Source organism: Acinetobacter piscicola (assembly GCF_015218165.1).
Lineage (GTDB): Bacteria > Pseudomonadota > Gammaproteobacteria > Pseudomonadales > Moraxellaceae > Acinetobacter > Acinetobacter piscicola_A.
Window position 1 is genome coordinate 2,847,288 of record NZ_CP048659.1, and the last position, 17,896, is coordinate 2,865,183.

The 17,896-nt window shown below is 39.0% G+C and carries 16 protein-coding genes, 4 tRNA genes and 1 pseudogene; 14 read left to right on the forward strand and 7 right to left on the reverse strand.

The annotated features are described in order from the left end of the window. Positions 1-4: 4 nt before the first annotated feature. The 4 genes from G0028_RS13925 to rluD form a co-directional block, all read right to left on the reverse strand. Positions 5-1,246, reverse strand: a complete 1,242-nt coding sequence (locus G0028_RS13925) for a hypothetical protein (RefSeq protein WP_227554821.1) — start codon at positions 1,244-1,246, stop codon at positions 5-7. Positions 1,247-1,463: 217 nt separating this feature from the next. Continuing rightward, a complete protein-coding gene (locus G0028_RS13930; RefSeq protein WP_180045701.1) occupies positions 1,464-2,018 on the reverse strand; it encodes a flavodoxin family protein in 555 nt (184 codons plus the stop codon). A 39-nt stretch (positions 2,019-2,057) separates the two neighbouring features. Continuing rightward, a complete protein-coding gene (gene pgeF, locus G0028_RS13935; protein ID WP_180045702.1) occupies positions 2,058-2,798 on the reverse strand; it encodes a peptidoglycan editing factor PgeF in 741 nt (246 codons plus the stop codon). Between the two features lie 23 nt (positions 2,799-2,821). Next, on the reverse strand, positions 2,822-3,874 hold the full coding sequence (rluD, locus tag G0028_RS13940) for a 23S rRNA pseudouridine(1911/1915/1917) synthase RluD (protein ID WP_130074603.1): 1,053 nt from the start codon (positions 3,872-3,874) through the stop codon (positions 2,822-2,824). A 71-nt stretch (positions 3,875-3,945) separates the two neighbouring features. Here rluD and G0028_RS13945 point away from each other — a divergent pair, with 71 nt between their 5' ends. Both G0028_RS13945 and G0028_RS13950 read left to right on the forward strand, forming a co-directional pair. After that, positions 3,946-5,001 carry an outer membrane protein assembly factor BamD gene (locus G0028_RS13945; protein WP_180045703.1) on the forward strand — a complete coding sequence of 352 codons (1,056 nt, stop codon included), beginning with the start codon at positions 3,946-3,948 and terminating at the stop codon, positions 4,999-5,001. Between the two features lie 140 nt (positions 5,002-5,141). Further along, the gene (locus G0028_RS13950) at positions 5,142-7,040 is read left to right on the forward strand and encodes a DNA primase (RefSeq protein ID WP_130074601.1); all 1,899 of its coding nucleotides are present in this window, start codon (positions 5,142-5,144) and stop codon (positions 7,038-7,040) included. Between the two features lie 69 nt (positions 7,041-7,109). Here the strand turns inward: G0028_RS13950 and hemA are convergent, their stop codons facing one another. After that, positions 7,110-8,393, reverse strand: coding sequence for a glutamyl-tRNA reductase (gene hemA, locus G0028_RS13955; RefSeq protein WP_180045704.1), 1,284 nt, complete (start codon positions 8,391-8,393; stop codon positions 7,110-7,112). Between the two features lie 77 nt (positions 8,394-8,470). Between hemA and G0028_RS13960 the strand changes: the two genes are divergently transcribed. The 11 genes from G0028_RS13960 (at position 8,471) to panD (ending at position 14,613) form a co-directional block, all read left to right on the forward strand. Next, positions 8,471-10,183, forward strand: a complete 1,713-nt coding sequence (locus G0028_RS13960) for a tetratricopeptide repeat protein (RefSeq protein WP_180045705.1) — start codon at positions 8,471-8,473, stop codon at positions 10,181-10,183. A 7-nt stretch (positions 10,184-10,190) separates the two neighbouring features. Then, positions 10,191-10,766, forward strand: a complete 576-nt coding sequence (gene lolB / locus G0028_RS13965; RefSeq protein WP_180045706.1) for a lipoprotein insertase outer membrane protein LolB — start codon at positions 10,191-10,193, stop codon at positions 10,764-10,766. 21 nt (positions 10,767-10,787) lie between these two features. Further along, positions 10,788-11,618 carry a 4-(cytidine 5'-diphospho)-2-C-methyl-D-erythritol kinase gene (gene ispE / locus G0028_RS13970; RefSeq protein WP_180045707.1) on the forward strand — a complete coding sequence of 277 codons (831 nt, stop codon included), beginning with the start codon at positions 10,788-10,790 and terminating at the stop codon, positions 11,616-11,618. Between the two features lie 5 nt (positions 11,619-11,623). Then, positions 11,624-11,698, forward strand: a tRNA-Gln gene (locus tag G0028_RS13975). 38 nt (positions 11,699-11,736) lie between these two features. Further along, positions 11,737-11,811: transfer RNA gene (locus G0028_RS13980), tRNA-Gln, on the forward strand. A 30-nt stretch (positions 11,812-11,841) separates the two neighbouring features. Then, positions 11,842-11,916 (forward strand) — tRNA-Gln (locus G0028_RS13985). 102 nt (positions 11,917-12,018) lie between these two features. After that, positions 12,019-12,093: transfer RNA gene (locus G0028_RS13990), tRNA-Gln, on the forward strand. Positions 12,094-12,129: 36 nt separating this feature from the next. Continuing rightward, a complete protein-coding gene (locus G0028_RS13995) occupies positions 12,130-13,083 on the forward strand; it encodes a ribose-phosphate pyrophosphokinase (protein WP_130074596.1) in 954 nt (317 codons plus the stop codon). 100 nt (positions 13,084-13,183) lie between these two features. After that, a complete protein-coding gene (gene rplY / locus G0028_RS14000) occupies positions 13,184-13,480 on the forward strand; it encodes a 50S ribosomal protein L25 (protein WP_130074595.1) in 297 nt (98 codons plus the stop codon). A gap of 22 nt (positions 13,481-13,502) precedes the next feature. Further along, positions 13,503-14,081, forward strand: coding sequence for an aminoacyl-tRNA hydrolase (gene pth, locus G0028_RS14005; RefSeq protein WP_130074594.1), 579 nt, complete (start codon positions 13,503-13,505; stop codon positions 14,079-14,081). Positions 14,082-14,232: 151 nt separating this feature from the next. Continuing rightward, positions 14,233-14,613, forward strand: coding sequence for an aspartate 1-decarboxylase (gene panD, locus G0028_RS14010; RefSeq protein WP_004722504.1), 381 nt, complete (start codon positions 14,233-14,235; stop codon positions 14,611-14,613). Positions 14,614-14,839: 226 nt separating this feature from the next. On the opposite strand, the gene G0028_RS14015 is transcribed toward panD, so the two are convergent. Next, positions 14,840-16,093 (reverse strand): acyl-CoA dehydrogenase family protein, encoded by a 1,254-nt coding sequence (locus tag G0028_RS14015; protein ID WP_180045708.1) that lies wholly within the window; start codon positions 16,091-16,093, stop codon positions 14,840-14,842. A gap of 13 nt (positions 16,094-16,106) precedes the next feature. Continuing rightward, positions 16,107-17,357 carry an SfnB family sulfur acquisition oxidoreductase gene (locus G0028_RS14020; protein ID WP_180045709.1) on the reverse strand — a complete coding sequence of 417 codons (1,251 nt, stop codon included), beginning with the start codon at positions 17,355-17,357 and terminating at the stop codon, positions 16,107-16,109. A 295-nt stretch (positions 17,358-17,652) separates the two neighbouring features. Between G0028_RS14020 and G0028_RS14025 the strand changes: the two are divergent. After that, positions 17,653-17,829: pseudogene (locus G0028_RS14025) on the forward strand (5,10-methylene tetrahydromethanopterin reductase); the annotation flags it as partial. Between the last annotated feature and the right edge of the window lie 67 nt (positions 17,830-17,896).

Here is a 17,896-nt window from a genome sequence, read left to right on the forward strand (position 1 = left end):
AGTACTAGCAAAATTTTAGACTACCGTAGCAGTTTGGAGCAAATGTTTGATTTTGAAGCTGTAAGTCTTTTAATGGAAAATCAACACGTGTGTTTGGTAAATTTACATTTCCAACAGTTAAAGAGTCACCAAATAAACAATCTATAACACCACAAGTTGGAGGATTTGCTTTTATATAGTTACTAATAGGATTCACAACTTGTTTTAAAACATCATTGGTAATATCAATTTTTTTACTTGGATTCACATTACCAATATCAATTGGATCTTCAATGGCTAACCACCATCCACGTTGAGCTGCAGCAGCAGCACCATTCCAAAAAATATCTTGCTTCTGCATAGAGAGTGAAAAAGGATTATTTAATTTAAGTTTATGAATGTAGCCTAAATTCTCATTAACTGTAATATCAGCCTTCAAGCCTGTAATATTTCCATCTACTTTTTTCTGAAGCTTTAATAATCCTAGTAAAATAGTGATTGAAGCCCTTAGATCACCAGAAAAATTCAGTTGATTGATATTTGCATAACCACTCAATTGAACACTATTTAATCTACGACCATTAATCGTTGTTCCATTAATAAAAATATCTGCAGAAGCGGAATCCAAATTCAGACTATAATTATCAGAGTCAAAACCAAGTGTTGGACAAAGAATTAAAACGCATGCTCTCACATTACCATTTATTTTCATTCCTGTATCAGTGTAGCTCATGGTTCTTGGTTGAGTATATCCTACCCCAGTTGTATCTTGAATTTTCATATAACCACTAAGGCTATTGATCCCATTAGGTTTATCAGAGTTTTCCTCACCAAGAGTTAACATCCCCAAGACTTTTTCTGCACTCAAACGAAAGCCCATGATTTCACGAGTAGAAGCTGAGTTTGGATTTTTAATCGCAAATTCAACAAAGGGATTGGTCATTTTTGCAGAAGAACTCGCACGTCCTTCTCGTGTTTCAGCAATGCCTGATAAACTTAGATTATCAATATCAAGATCACAGCCACCTGCTCCATTGATACCACCGCAGCCTAGTTGTAACTTTTTAATATTGGCATTTAATTCAAGTTCAGCTTCCATACCCAATTTATAAAAACCAATATTTTGTGATGCCATGGAAGAATTTGCTTTAGAAGGGTCTGTATAAGTCAAATTCATAAGTGCCTGACCTTGCACTTCAGAAAGTTCTGCATCAGAAAGAGGTTTGAAAGTCGTGTCATCTGCACAAGCTGAATCTATGGTCAACATAAGCAAAGCACCAGAGATGACCAATCTCATTTTAGTCATTACAAATACTCCAAATTTTTATTTTATTTATGGCGTGTAGATTCCATCAACACGTTGAAGCATTATGCATTAAAACTAAACAAATGAAAGTTAATAAGTTTACATAAATCATAAAATTTGTTTACTTTGCGGTATATTTCACATTTATTGTTTTTTAACCGTTTGTTTAAATAAAAATTTACTTAATTATCTTCATTAACAATAAAGCAACATATTCACCAAACCAGATCGCTGTTTGCAAATCTCCTTTGGGGGGTGTGACATCTACAGATGCATTATCAGATTGGGTCATTAAGCCCAAAAAACTCGACATACGGTTTAAATCTTCTATGCCACGTCCTGTTGGCATCATCGGTAGACCTGTCCATAACATGCCATGTTGCATTGCAAATAGATTGATCTGTTGCAGGACGGCAAGTTTGTCACCACTAAGTCCGCCGCCATTGGTAAAACCTGCTGCAAGTTTGCCTTGCCATGCACGAGCCAACCAACGTTTAGAGGATTGTTCCATGAACAATTTTAAGCCTGAGGTGAGGTTCCCCATATAGGTTGGGCAACCAAAAATAATTCCATCTGCTTGATCTAATACGTCCCAATCAATATGTTCAATATTCATCAAATGAACAGCAACCCCCACTTTGGCTGCACCTTGTGCAATATGCTGTGCAACTTTTGCAGTGTGTCCATAGGGACTATGATAAACAATAGCAAGGGTTTTAGCGTTCAAAGACATATCAATAAAAACAAAGGGATTTACTCAAGTTTACATGAATTACTGCATAAAGACGAATGTCGCCATACGTCCAGTTTTGGCATTTCGGCGATAAGAGTAAAAGTCCTGATCTTGTAAATACGAGCATTGCTCGCCGCCCAGCACCTGTGTGATACCATTTAACTGGAGAATAAACCGTGCAATGGCATAGAGGTCGGCATAATATTTTCCGTCTTGCTCGCCATCTTTAAAGGCAACTGCAAGCTCTGGATATTTATCACAAAAGGCCGCTTTTACTTCTGCACCAATTTCAAAACATGGCTGACTGATTGCCGCACCTAACCACGCCCAAGTTGGTGGTGATTGCATCTCAGCAAGGGTATTTTCAATAATGCCACCTGCCAGTCCACGCCAACCTGCATGTAAGTTCGCAACCTCTGTACCCTCAGCATTGCCGAGTACCACAGGTAAACAATCCGCTGTCATCATCATCAAGGCATGGGCTTTTTGCTGTGTGACCAAACCATCACCCACCAATGCTTCAAAAGGCATCTGTTGATTAATGGTGTGGCAAATGGTGCTATGGGTTTGCGTCATCCATGTGATTTTATCCACACCGAATTGCGCAAACTCATCCAATAAAGTCATACGATGCTTTTGCACACGTTTCGGGTCATCATTCACATGCAATGCCAAGTTAAATCCCGCAAGCTCAGGCGTTGCCGAAGGCAAAGCGTTGTCATGCTGTATATGTGTCTGTCCAACACATACACCTTGAGGTAAACCTTGAATAAATTGCATGTGATTTTTCCTTTATCGGGTAATTAATAGGCTTTATTTTCAGTACGTAAAACTTCAACCAAAGTGGTGAAATCTGCTGGCCACGGCGCCTCAAACAACATCTCTTCTTTGGTTCTCGGATGAACTAAGCCTAATTTTGCCGCATGTAAAGCTTGACGTTTAAAGCCACGTAAAGTGTCTGTGAGTAGCTCAGATGCACCCGCAGGTACTTTAACGCGACTCATATACACTGGATCGCCCACCAAAGGAAAACCAATATAAGTGAAATGGACACGGATCTGATGGGTACGCCCTGTTTCCAATTGTGCTTGTACACGTGTGAAATGTTGAAAACGTTCTTTCACATTATAATGGGTCACTGCATCACGCCCACCTGGAAGGATCGCCATTTTTATACGATCAACAGGATGACGTTTAATTGGCTCATCAATGGTGCCACCTGCAATAATATTGCCATAGCAAATCAAGTCATAAATACGGTAAACAGATTTTTTTGCCAGTTGTTTACTGAGCGCAAATTGTGCTTCTAAGTTTTTTGCAACCACCAATAAGCCACTGGTGTCTTTATCGATGCGATGCACTAAGCCTGCACGGGTCAGTTCGGCAGATTTTGGATAATGATAAAGCAAGGCATTGACCAAAGTTCCATTTGGATTGCCTGCACCTGGGTGAACAATCATGCCCACAGGCTTATTAATCACGATAATATCTTCGTCTTCGAAGACAATATCTAATGGAATATTTTCAGGTTGTGCAGAAGTTTGAGCCTCAAGCTCAACCTCTAAAGTGAGTAATTCATTGCCTTCGCATTTGTACTTTGGCTTAACAATGTTACCATTTACCAACAAATGACCATCCTTCAACCATTGCTTGAGTTTTTCGCGTGAAAATTCACTCCAAACGGTGGCTGCAACTTGGTCGATGCGTAGACCTAAATAACTTTCATCCAATTGAAATTGCAACGATAAACGTGTTGCAGTTAAGGCTGAAGTATGATTATCTGCATCCTCAGAATCTTCAAGTAAATTGAAATCATTTTCTGAGAAATTAGAATTAGAAGATTGTGCTGAAGTCATTTGCTCATTCGGACAAAAGTGGTTTAATAGTGCAATTGTAGCCTATTGCCCGTATAAACAGAGGAATTTTTATGTCGCTACCACGTTATAAAGTTACAATGCTTGCTTTATCTTTAAGCATCGCAACGGCATTTGTAGGCTGTAGCAGCAATCCAAGTAAAAAAGAAGTGGTTGATACTGGTCCTCAATCAAGCGAGCAAAGCTATTACAACAAAGCAATGAAAGCCTTAGACAAAGGTCAATATGGCGATGCTGAAAAGTCATTACAAGCGATTGATACCTATTACCCGACTGGACAATATGCGCAACAATCGCAATTAGAATTAATTTACACAAAATTTAAACAAAAAGATTATGAGGCAACCATTGCCCAAGCTGAGCGTTTTATTCGCTTAAATCCACAACATCCAAATGTAGATTATGCCTACTATGTACGTGGTGTCGCGAATATGGAAATGAACTATGACGGCATCATGCGTTATACCTCATTGAAACAATCGCATCGTGACATTAGTTATTTAAAAGTGGCATATCAAAATTTTGTCGATTTTATTCGCCGCTATCCAAGTAGCCAATATGCAGTAGATGCTGCACAACGTATGAAATTCATTGGTCAAGAATTGGCTGAAAGTGAAATGAATGCAGCACGTTTCAATATCAAACGTAAAGCATACTTAGCAGCCGTTGAACGTGCACAATGGGTGATTGAACATTATCCACAAACACCTCAAATTCCAGAAGCTTTAGCGACTATGGCATATGGCTATGACAAACTTGGGGATCAAGCCACTTCAAAACAATATATTGATATTTTGAAGTTAAATTATCCAAACTTAGTGAAGTCAAATGGCGAAGTAAATCTAAATGCTGCGCGTAAAGACGGTAGTTTATTGAACCGTGCAACCTTAGGTATTTTTGGTCGTGGGGAAAAAACTACAGGTTCTGCCGAACAGAATGCTAAAAACATACAGCAAGACACTGCCGCAGAAGACAAACCAAGTTGGTTAAATCGCGCAACCTTTGGTTTGTTAGACCGTCCAGATCGTAAAACGTCAGGCGAATATGCCTCTGCAAATGAAAGCTTATACGATGGTCAGCGTACACAACCTGCCCAACCCCAACAATAAGTCAGCCGATCACAACAAAGGCAGAATTTTTATTCTGCCTTTTTTATGTGTAAGCAAATCCAATATACATATACGCTTTGCCAAATCTAAGCTAAACTTGTCGACCCACTTATTTTTTATTGCCGATTTGGCTTGTACTTATGGCTATTCCTCAGCATACGATTGATCAGATTTTAGATCGAACCGACATTGTCGATTTGATTGGTCAACGTGTGAAATTGAAAAAGACAGGTCGTACCTATTCAGGTTGCTGCCCTTTTCATCAGGAAAAATCACCCTCTTTCCATGTCTATCGTGACAAACAATATTTTCATTGTTTCGGTTGTCAAGCCAATGGGAATGCCATTCGTTTCTTAATGGACATTGACCATCGTAATTTTGTCGATGTCATGAAAGACCTTGCCAGTCAAACAGGTATCGAACTACCTAAAGACAACCAAGACAATAAAAAACTGTCATATAAGCGTGAAGCAGCAAAACCACAACCAAGTATTGAACATAAAACTTTAGATCAACCGAGTATCGTTCCGAGCACAGATAACACAATGCCTATGGATATTGATCCATTTGAGGCATTCAATCAGTCTCCTGACTTTGAAAACTTTGATCCAACACAGTTTGATCATTTTAGCGATGAACAAATTCCACAAGATGGAAATTTATATGATCTTTTGGAAAATATCGCCCAGTTTTATGAAAAACAACTCCCACATAGTAAAAGCGCACAACATTATTTTAAGCATCGTGGTTTAACCAAAACCACCATTCAGTATTGGCGTTTAGGCTATGCACCTGAAGATTGGCAACATTTAGAAAAAGCTTTTCCACAAGATATTGAAGGCTTAAAACTGCTTGGTCTCATCCGTACTAGTGATAGTGGTCGTGATTTTGATCTACTGCGTGACCGAGTTATTTTCCCAATCCGAGACTCCAAAGGTCGTGTGGTCGGATTTGGTGGTCGTGCACTGAATGACGAGATTAAACCGAAGTACATCAACTCACCTGACTCCGAAGTATTTCATAAAAATCAATTGCTCTATGGCTTATATGAAGGTCGTAAAGAGCGTGCACAAGATTGGCTGATGGTCGAAGGCTATATGGATGTCATCGCCTTACAGCAATATGGTATTTCGGGTGCAGTCGCAACACTTGGAACAGCAAGTAATGCGGACCATTTGGGCATTTTATTTAAACAAAATAATCAAATCACTATTGCTTTCGATGGTGATGCCGCAGGTCAAAAAGCCGCACGCCGAACACTAGAAATCGCGTTACCACTACTCAATGATGGGCGTGAACTCAAGTTTTTTGTTTTACCCAAAGAACATGATCCCGACTCTCTGATCCGTAAAGAAGGCATGGAGACTTTCCAACGCTTGTGGCAAAGTGCACCGCTGTTGTCTGATTTTTTGTTTGCGTTACTCAGTCAAAATTATGCCATTACCACACCCGAAGGTAAGAGTCAGGTGATGGCTGAACTCAATCAATTGGTTGAGTTACTGCCCAAGCAAGGCTCATATCGTTATTTATTACGTCAATTTTTCCGTGAAAAGTTAGGCTTTAATAAAAAATGGCAGCCACAAATCAGTTTAGATGCCTCTTTGTCTTTTAATATTCGCACCAAAGATGAAGACTTTGCTGTGGCAATTTTGATGCAACACCCCTTCTTATATATTCATTTTGAAGTGTTACGTGCATTTATTCAGTCCGATGAATTACTTGCCAAAGTACTTGCTGTATTCGACATTATTTTTGATGACCTACCTGATGATCAAGAACTCGCAACTTATTATATTTTAGGCGCTTGCGGTGCTTATCATTTAGAGTTGGCTGAAATTATGCAACGCACCAATATTCAAAACCTCATTGAAACACCTGAACTTGCTGACAAAGTTGCCGCTGAATACTCTCTTTCTTTGCAAGAAAAATATTTACGTCAGAAAATGAAAGCGCCTGCATCCTTAAGTGAATCTCGCAATCTACGTCAACAACTCAATGAATTGACCAAGAAAATTAGTTTAAAATTGGTGCATAGTTAAAAATAGAACAGATCCAAAACTTACTCATCATTCAGGCTTTCAATCATAAAAACCAACTTTATTTTTGAGTTAAGAATTCACTTTACGACCACTTGCGAAAATATCCTGAATATTTTCTTTCAACCAATCAAAATGCGAAGGATCTTCATCTTTGGCAGCATTGCGTAGCAAAATAGAGGTTGGATGCAACAATTTTTGTGTTAAACGATGATTAAAATCTTTTAATACTTGTTCAGCATTTTCACCTGACTGAATACGCTGTAAAGCATATGATAATTCAAGCCGACTCTGTTGCTCACCTTGCTGACGATATTGATGAATAGTTTCACCTGCTTTATTAATTTTTTGCTGTGTCACCAACTGTGTTACCAATTGGTTCACCATCACCTCTGCTTCAACAGCAGCCTGACGGCGATGGGCAAGATTTTCATCAATGACCGACTGTAAATCATCTACGCCATACAAATACACGCCATCTAAACTTTCGACTTTTGAATCAATATCACGAGGTACAGCCAAATCAACCATCAGCATTTGTTGATAACGACGTTTTTTCAAAGCCGCTTTGACATCAGCAAATGAAATCACCTGATATAAACTCCCCGTGCAACTTGAAATGACATCTGCACGGTATAAGTTTTCAGCAAGCTCACTAAATGGAATAATTTCCACTTCCACACGGTGGGCAATTTCTTGTGCCAATTTTTCAGCACGCTCACGCCCACGGTTACAAATCAAAATTTTAGCAACACCCATTTCTGCTAAATGTTTTGCAACCAAGCTGTTCATTTCACCCGCAGCAACCACCATGACAGTCAGTTTTTCTGGGCGGCTAAAGACTTGTAGTGCCAATTGTGCAACGGCATAGCCCATTGAAACTGCATGACTTCCTACAGCTGTTTCAGAACGTACACGTTTTGCTGCATAAAAGGCATATTCAAAAATTTGATTGAGTTGTTGCGAAACGGTGTCTGCATCTTTAGCCAAAGCCAAAGCCGTTTTCACTTGTCCTAGAATTTGTGGCTCACCCAACATCAATGAATCCAAACCGCTCGCGACCCGCATTAAGTGCGAAACAGCATCGCTATTTTCATAACGATATACATGATTTGACAATTGTTTTACATCAATACCATTTGTTTGAGCGAGCCACTCTAATACCATATCAGCATTTTCAGCCATGGCATAAACTTCAGTACGATTACAGGTCGAAACCACCACCATATCGTTCATTTCATGATGTTGGCACTGTTCTGCAAGCAAGGTGCTTAAGCGTTCAGGATTGAACGCAACTTTTTCACGAAGCTCTACAGAAGCAGTTTGATGGTTGACACCCAATGCAAAGAAAGACATATCAGATCATCATTTCGCTAAATTTATGTTATTGTGCAATAACGGTGTCATAAAAAGCATACTTGGATAAAGAAAAATTGCGTCAAATAAGCAGCCGCATTAACGGCACGACAATTAGGCAATATTCTACCACATTCTTACTTGTCGGTAGCATGGCTTCTAGCGCTCATATTCGAGCCGCTAGCGAATTGTATCATGCAAATTATAATACAGAAGCATTAAAACAAACCATGATTGCCGAATTTGCCTTGGCCTATCATGATACACCTACAGCTTTGCATAACTACACCGTACTTGCAATCCGTAATAATTCTACGTCTATCAAACAACGTGCACTTGATATTGCGATTGAACACAATGACCTACAAGCCGCTTTAGACATTGCCACGCATTGGGTGGTACAAGAGCCTGATGATGTTCCTGCAAAATTTTATTTGGCACATATTGCACTCAAAGCACATGAATATCAGCTTGCTGCCGAAACCTTAGATCAGATTTTAAACATTGATGCCAATGCCGATCTAGAACAAATTTTAGCAGGTATTACCCCTGAATCTGAGGAAGATCGCCTTAACCTCCTCAACACCTTACATGCAAGTAAAGAAAAAAATAATCCTTCCGTTTTAATTCTTATCGCAGGCTTAGAAGCGCAAAATAACAATATTGAAACGGCTTTGGAAACGATCAATAAAGCCTTACGTAAACGTCCTAAAGTGACTGGTTTTATTCTCATGAAAGCCAATCTACTCATGGCTTTAGGAGATGAACAACAAACTCTAGACTGGTATGAACGCAGTAGCCGTAAGCACAAATATAATCTTGAAGTGCGCTTAGCAGAAGTACGCTATTTAACCAAAATTAATCAACCTGAATTAGCGTTAGAGAAGTTAGAAAAAATTATCAAAGTGTGGCCTGATGCTGAAGAAGCATTGTTTATTGCAGGTCTAACCGCCATTGATCTGAAAAAATATGATTTGGCTGAACAACATTTGGTCGAGTTACGTTATTCAAGTAAATATCAAAATGACGCTTATTTTTATTTAGCCATCAATGCTGAACGCAAACAACAATTGGAAACAGCCAAAGCTTACTATCGCTTAGTCGATGGCAATCTTTATACTGTATCTCGCCGTAACCTGATTTCAATTTACGACAGTCAAGGTAAATTGAACGATGTTTTACGCTTTTTAACCCAAGAACGTGTTAATTATCCACAGCATGCGAGTTTTTTGTATCAAGCACAAGCTGAAATCTTAAAAAAAATGGACAATAAAAAAGCTGCATTGCGCTTGCTGAGCGAAGCAGTCCAAAATTTACCAGATGATCCTGAACTCTTGTATTCAGAAGTTCTCTTACTCGATCCATATCAAAATAAAGAGCAACTCGATAAAGCATTGAAGCAATTACTTCAGTTAGAACCCAATAATCCAACTTATCTAAATGCCTATGCTTACACCTTGGCATTACAAAATCGTCGCTTGCAAGAAGCACGCAGCTATGCTGAAAAAGCACTTGATTTCGCCCCTGAACAAGCCTCTATTTTAGATACTTTAGGCTATATTACATTCTTACAAAATGATTTTAGCACAGCGTCTAAGGTTCTTGGCAAAGCTTACAATATGAGTGGCAATATCAATATTGGTGTGCGTTACGCAAAATCCCTCTACATGCAAGGGGCACTTGAAGAATTTAATCAAGTGTTACAACAACTCAAACAAAATCACCCAAATGATGCTGAATTACAGCAACTTGATTCATTATTATTACCTCAACACTTAAATAAGAGTTAATTTTTTTATGCGTTTTATTGCTCAAGTATTCTTTGCCTCAATTGCAATGGCAAGTTTTACCCTGACTGGCTGCCAACAATATGTCAAAGCACCAACCACCACAACACAAGTGCAAGATGCGCAACATTTTAGCCTTGAAGGTAAAATTGGAGTCAAAACACCTAAGCAATCAGGCAGTGCATTTTATACATGGCAACAAGACAATGAAAATTTTAACATTCAACTGACGGGTATTTTAGGCATTGGTAAAACGGTTATTGAAGGAAAACCTGGTCAAGTGACGCTCAATAGTGCCAAAACAGGTGAAATCAGTGCAGAAACACCTGAAGAGTTACTTGAACGTGCGACAGGATGGGTTGCACCCATTACCCATATTATTGACTGGGTACAAGCAAAACCTGCAACAACAGCAGCCACGTTACAAAAAGATTTACAACTACGCCCCATCAAAATTGAAGAAGATGGTTGGACTGTTGATTTAAGTTACAACGATGCAGCAAAGTTGCCCAATAAGCTGGTTTTAAAACAAGCGTTGGAGGCAGGTCAGGAAAATCGTATTACAATGATCATTCAAAATCGTTAATTTGCAAAAGCTTAAATTCTTATGATTCGTGTGCCTTCCCCTGCCAAATTAAATTTGTTCTTACACATCACAGGTCGCCGTGAAAATGGTTATCATGAGTTACAAAGTATTTTCCAACTCATTGATTTATGCGATTGGATGGAATTTCAACAAACCGACAACGATCAAATCATCATAGATGGTTTAAATCAGGTTAATTTGGAACAAAACTTAATCTATAAAGCCACACAAATTTTAAAACCTTTTGCCCACCAAGTAGCGACAGGTTTGAAGATTAAAATAGAAAAAAACATTCCCATGGGGGCAGGTTTAGGTGGTGGCTCCTCTAATGCAGCAACCACCTTGATCGTCGTCAACCAACTGTGGCAATGTGGTTTAAATAGGACAGAATTGGCAAAGCTTGGAGTCAAATTAGGGGCCGATGTCCCCATTTTTGTCTATGGTCAAAATGCTTGGGCAGAAGGTATCGGCGAACACTTAACATTCATAGACTTAGCTCAAAAACAATACATTGTGTTAAAACCTGATTGTTTTATCAGCACTCAACTACTTTTTTCACAAAAAACATTGACAAGAGATACGAAGCCTACTAAATTTTGCGCCTATCAACAGAACTCATCTGTTTTTGGAAATAACTTTGAGCCACTTGCTCGAAAATTATATCCTGAAGTTGATGAAGCTATGCGTTACTTAGATCAGTTCGGTAAAGCAAAACTCACAGGTACAGGTGCTTGTGTTTTTGTTGAGGTGACTGAGAATATGAATATTGATGATATTTTAGCAAATTCTCCTTGTAAATCTTACATGGTCAATAGCTTAAATGAATCACCACTCGTTCATTTCACAGCATAAATGATAGGGGCGTCGCCAAGTGGTAAGGCACCGGGTTTTGATCTCGGCATCCGTTGGTTCGAATCCAGCCGCCCCTGCCATCATTTTCATCTGTAGATGAGTTTTTCATCTTTGTAATAGGGGCGTCGCCAAGTGGTAAGGCACCGGGTTTTGATCTCGGCATCCGTTGGTTCGAATCCAGCCGCCCCTGCCATTACAAAGCATTGAAATTTCACATCATATTAGGGGCGTCGCCAAGTGGTAAGGCACCGGGTTTTGATCTCGGCATCCGTTGGTTCGAATCCAGCCGCCCCTGCCATTTATTTTCAAAAAGACAGAACATCATTACTGTATTTTTTGATAGGTTAAATCATAAATGCCTTGACAAATATCAGTAAAAATATTAAAGTTCTGCCGCATTAGGGGCGTCGCCAAGTGGTAAGGCACCGGGTTTTGATCTCGGCATCCGTTGGTTCGAATCCAGCCGCCCCTGCCATCTATTTTCATACATGCCAACCGCCAAGGGTGCTTCATGCCCAATCTTGTCGTTTTTAGTGGAAATGCTCATCCACAATTCGCCCAAAAAGTCGTTAGCCATTTGCATATCCCATTGGGAGCTGCTGCTGTAGGTAAATTTTCTGACGGTGAAATCACTGTTGAAATTACTGAAAATGTGCGTGGTAAAGACGTATTCATCGTACAACCTACTTGTGCCCCAACCAATGATAACCTGATGGAAATCTTGGTGATGGCAGATGCTTTGCGTCGTGCAAGTGCTGGTCGTATCACTGCCGTGATTCCTTACTTCGGTTATGCACGTCAAGACCGTCGTCCTCGTTCTACACGTGTGCCAATTACTGCAAAAGTTGTAGCAGATATGCTGACAACAGTCGGAATTGACCGTGTGGTAATGATCGACTTGCATGCTGACCAAATCCAAGGTTTCTTCGATATTCCTGTAGATAACATCTACGGTACACCTGCTTTGCTTGCTGATTTACGTCAACAACAGCATCACAACTTGATGGTGGTTTCACCTGACGTAGGTGGTGTCGTTCGTGCACGTGCTGTTGCTAAGCAAATGGGTGATATTGACCTTGCAATCATTGACAAACGTCGTCAAAAAGCCAATGAATCACAAGTGATGCATTTGATTGGTGACGTAAAAGATCGTGATTGTGTCATTGTTGATGACATGGTGGATACTGCAGGTACATTGTGTAAAGCAGCGGATGCATTAAAAACTTTTGGTGCACGTAAAGTTGTTGCTTATGCAACGCATCCAGTACTTTCAGGTAAAGCACTTGAAAACCTTAAAAATTCTGTAATTGATGAATTGGTTGTTACTGACACTATTCCTCTTTCAGAAGAAGCTTTAAAACTTGGTAAGATTCGCCAAGTTTCAGTAGCAAGTATGGTTGCTGAAACAATTCGTCGTATTAACAACGAAGAATCTATTAGCGCAATGTTTGATTCTTATCTATAATATAGCGCTAAAATTTAAAAGCCCTGCCTTTTGGTGGGGCTTTCTATCACTAGACTGGTCGAAGGTCTAGTCAATTAAACTTAAATTAGGAATGTCTATCATGGCAAACTTCGTATTAAATGCAGTAGCACGTGAAGAAGCAATTCAAGGGAAAGGTTCGAGCCGCCGCCTTCGTCTTCAAAACAAAGTACCTGCAATCATCTATGGTGGTGACGCTGCACCTGTAGCTGTAACTTTAGAGCTTCGTGAGCTTGTTAAAGCTTTAGAAAGCAATGCATTCTTTGAAGAAGTTATCGAAGTAAACATCGACGGTAAAGCTGAAAGCGTTAAAATCCAAGCGTTACAACGTCACCCTGCTAAAAACACACCTATGCATGCTGACTTCAAACGCGCATAAGTGTTGAATGGTGTAAATGAGTGTGAGTAAACTTTCACTGATTGTTGGTTTGGGCAACCCAGGTTCTGAGTATGCCCAAACCCGCCATAATGCAGGGTTTTGGTTCGTAGAACGCCTTGCAGAACAATATGGCATCCAACTCAAAACTGATTCTAAATATAAAGGGATCAGTGGTCGTGGTAATATCGAAGGTCAAGACGTTCGTCTGTTATTACCCACAACCTTTATGAACCTGTCTGGTCAAAGTGTTGTCCCCTTCGCCAAATTTTATCAAATCAAACCAGAAGAAATTCTGATTGCACATGATGAACTCGATATGAACCCAGGTGTCATTCGCTTAAAAACAGGCGGTGGTCATGGTGGTCATAATGGTTTACGTGATATTGTTCCACATATTGGTGCTAATTTTCATCGCCTACGTATTGGCATCGGTCATCCAGGTGCTAAAGAAAAAGTTTCTGGGCATGTCTTAGGTCGAGCACCAAGTAGTGAACAGACTTTAATGGATGATGCAATTGATCATGCTTTAAGTAAAATTCAACTTTTGGTTAACGGTGAAATTCAACAGGCAATGAATCAAATAAATGCCTATAAACCGTAAATCTCAGCCATTAAATATCAAGCTTTGTTAAACAATTTTTCTTGCCATACGCTAATTTTAAGAGCAAAATGCGCTTTTCAAAAAGCATCCATTGCAAAAGTTATTGTTTAACCACATATAACTGTCGTAGGACAACTAGGAGACGCAAGCCATGCTATCTCGTTTATTAAAAGCTAAAATCCACCGTTGTGTCGTTACACAAGCAGAATTACATTATGAAGGTTCTTGTGCAATCGATGGCATTCTTTTAGATTTAGCTGGTATCCGTGAATACGAAGAAATTCATATGTGGAATGTCACCAATGGTAAGCGTTTCACAACTTATGCAATTCGTGGTGAAGAAGGTTCAGGCATTATTTCAGTCAATGGTGGTGCTGCACTTCAAGCTGATGTTGGCGATTTAATGATTATCGCAACATTTGGTGACTTTACCAATGCAGAAGCAGATGCCCATAAACCACGTCTTGTATATGCAAACCCAGACAATACAGTCAATCACACAGCGAACTGTATTCCTGTACAAGTTGCTTAAACTAAAAATACTCATCTAGAGTTGAATTCAACCCGCCCAAGTAAGCGGGTTTTATTTTTCGTTTCATGGTTACCTTTTAGACTCACATCCACATTTTGAATGTGAAATGTCCATTTTTTCATTTTCTATTTGACACTTATTTTATCAGTTCACTTTTTAGATGCTCAGCATCAAAAAAAGAGTTTTCACCTTCCGATGAAAACCCGTGTTGATGCCCAAAACTCACCTAAATAGAAATTTTCCGAGCAGCTGGACTATTTCCAATCTGCCAAACAAAAGGCAAAGGTGTTTGATTTACTAGCCAATCCCCAATCACTTTTTCTTTATAAATAACTGGATTATGTGAAGAAACCACACGTGCATTACGCCAAAAACGGTCTAATTGTTTTGCTGTTGTACTTGCAGATGCACCCAAAGCATTGAATAAAGATGCAGTTAAATCTAAAACCAAATCTGTAATCACCACCTGACCTTGTGATGACTCTAACTCAGCCGCATTGTTGGCTTTTTGGTCTAAAATATCATTATTTTGAAAATGGCTCAGATATGCTGCATCTAAGGCTTCTGCTGCTGTTAATGCAATAGATTGACTCGCAAAAGCTTGCGCAGATGCTTTACCAATCACTTGCAAGACTTGTGGATCATGGCGAATCAGATCTGCATTTCCATGACTAAAAATACGTGTGCGTTGGCGAACTTCCTCTGAAAAAGTTGCAACTGCACTCAATGCGATACCTGCCAAAGTGGCTAAATGAAAGACTTGATAATAGGCTGTTTGATATTTAAAACGCTGTTCAAATGACAAAATATGATCACGCTCAATCGGAACTTGATTAATTTTAAGTGAGCCACTGCCCGTGGTTTTTTGCCCAAATCCATCCCAATCATCTGTTATCACAATACCCTGCTCATGTGTCGATACAGCCGCAATCACATGTTGATCTAAAGTTTCATCATAAGCAAAAAGGTCGATCCAATCTGCAAAAATAGTTCCTGTTGAATAGAATTTTTCACCATTCACCACTAACCTACCTTGTTGATTTTGTGAAACACGTGTAATGACATCGCCAATTTCAACTTTACCAATTTCAGTCCATGCGTTCCCCACCAAATCACCTTGTACAAAACGCTTAAACCAAATTTCTTGGGAAGAATCTCTATGGGCAACCAAACGATCTTCCACAAAAGCAAAATGCCCACGCAATGCTTGTACAATATTTGAATCAGCCGTTGCTAATTCGATCAGTAGCTGAAATAACTGACGTTGAGATAAACCTTCACCGCCATATTGTACAGGGACACGCACAGCACCAAAGCCTGCATGCTTCAACCACTCAATTTGCTCGGTTGGTAAAATACGGTTTTTTTCTCGCTCTAAAACGCCCTCTGCAATTTTAGAAAAAATTGGACGAAACTTTTGGGCAACTTGCTCATAGTTCCCACCCAAAGAAAGCTCATGATTTTGTGTAAATGTTGTCATTGTTATTCTCCTATTAGCTCCAAGCATGACGTGGTGGTGGAATATCATTTAAATAATAATTGCCTACGATATTTAACTTCCAACGTACAGGATCATGCAAAGTATGTGTTCTTGCATTGCGCCAATGACGGTCTAAATTTAATTCTGACAAAGTAGAACGTGTACCTGAAAGTTCAAATAATTTATTGGCTGCCAATAACGCAATTTCGGTGGTTAATACTTTCGCTTCAGCATTTAACAAAGTCGCTTCATTCACATGATGCTCAGAAGGTTCGGCTAAAGCCGCATCTATTGCCAATGCAGCTAAGTCTAAAACAGCTTCAGCAGCACGTAGTTTTATTTTTAATTCGCCAATATTGGCAATGGTATAAGGATCATCTGTCGCTTTTTCTAAACCAGAATCAATCCAAGGGCGAGTATATTGGCGGACATAATCAATCGTTTCTTGAATTGCACCACGTGCAATGCCCGCATCAACTGCGGCTTGAATAAACTGAGAAATAGCACCCGCTGCAGTATGACGTTCAAAGGCTTGGTAAATAGGGACAATATGGTTTAAATCTACTTTTACATGATCTAGAGTGACAGAACCACTCACCGTTGTTCGCTGTCCAAAACCACTCCAATCATTGTTAATGGTTAACCCTTCACGATGTTGTGGAATCAAAGCGGCAAAAGGTTTTCCTTCAGAACTCACAGCAACGACAGGAATCCAATGCGCTAAAAGTGCACCTGTTGCAAAAAATTTCTGACCCGTTACTACAGCATGATCCTCCTTAAATTCAATTGTTGTGGTTAAATCCGCAACAGTTTTTGAACTTTTTTCTGAAAATGCATTACCTAAACGATGTCCTTGTAACACTTGATCAAAGAAAAAAGCTTGCTGTTCAGGTGTTGCATCTAAACGAATATGTTCAACAAAAGCCCAATGATTTTGTGCGATTTGCCCCAATGAAGAATCAGCACTCGAAATCGTTTTCACAACTTCAGCAAGCGTTTTATAACTCACGCCTGCTCCACCAAATTGCTTAGGAATGGTAATTCCCCATAAACCAGACTGTGAATATTTTTCAATTTCGATTAAGGGTAAACGCCGTTCGTGGTCTCGAATTGCTGCTTCCTTTTTAAATTCTTGCGCCAAGTTTTGAGCAATTTGGATTGCCTCAGCATCATTTTGAATAATATGTGCTTTATTTTTTAATAAATAAAATTCTTTTGGAATATTTTCTGCTGAATTTAATTGGATATTAATCTTTGCTGTCATTTAGATTTCCATCGTTTGATTTTCTACACTCAAACTAGCACCAATATTTTTATTCGCTTATATATTAAAATAAAAAGTAATTCACTTTAAATAAAATAAAAATAAAAATTAAGTTATATTTCATTAATAATCAATACTATAAATAAAATAAATGATTTTATTTATGAATTAAATGATTAACTAATATCATTTAAAAATATTTTCATAAGTAAAAAAACAGATTTATATCTCAGCTTTAAATATAAAATAATGCGTTTATTTTTTATAAGATTAAAATATCCACTAAGATTTTTATTATCAAACTTTTGAAGATGTGGTGGAATATGTTGTTCCTGAACTACAAAAACGCGGCGTCTATCAAAAAGATTTTCGTGAAGGAACTTTACGTGAAAAGCTTTTTGGGCGTGGGGCGTATTTACCAGAAGAACACCGAGTCGCTTCATTTCGCTTTGAAGCGCTCAATACCGTTTAAATCCAAGATCTAAAAGATGCTGTGAATAATCAGCATCTTTTTTAGATTCATGAATGAAATACGTGCC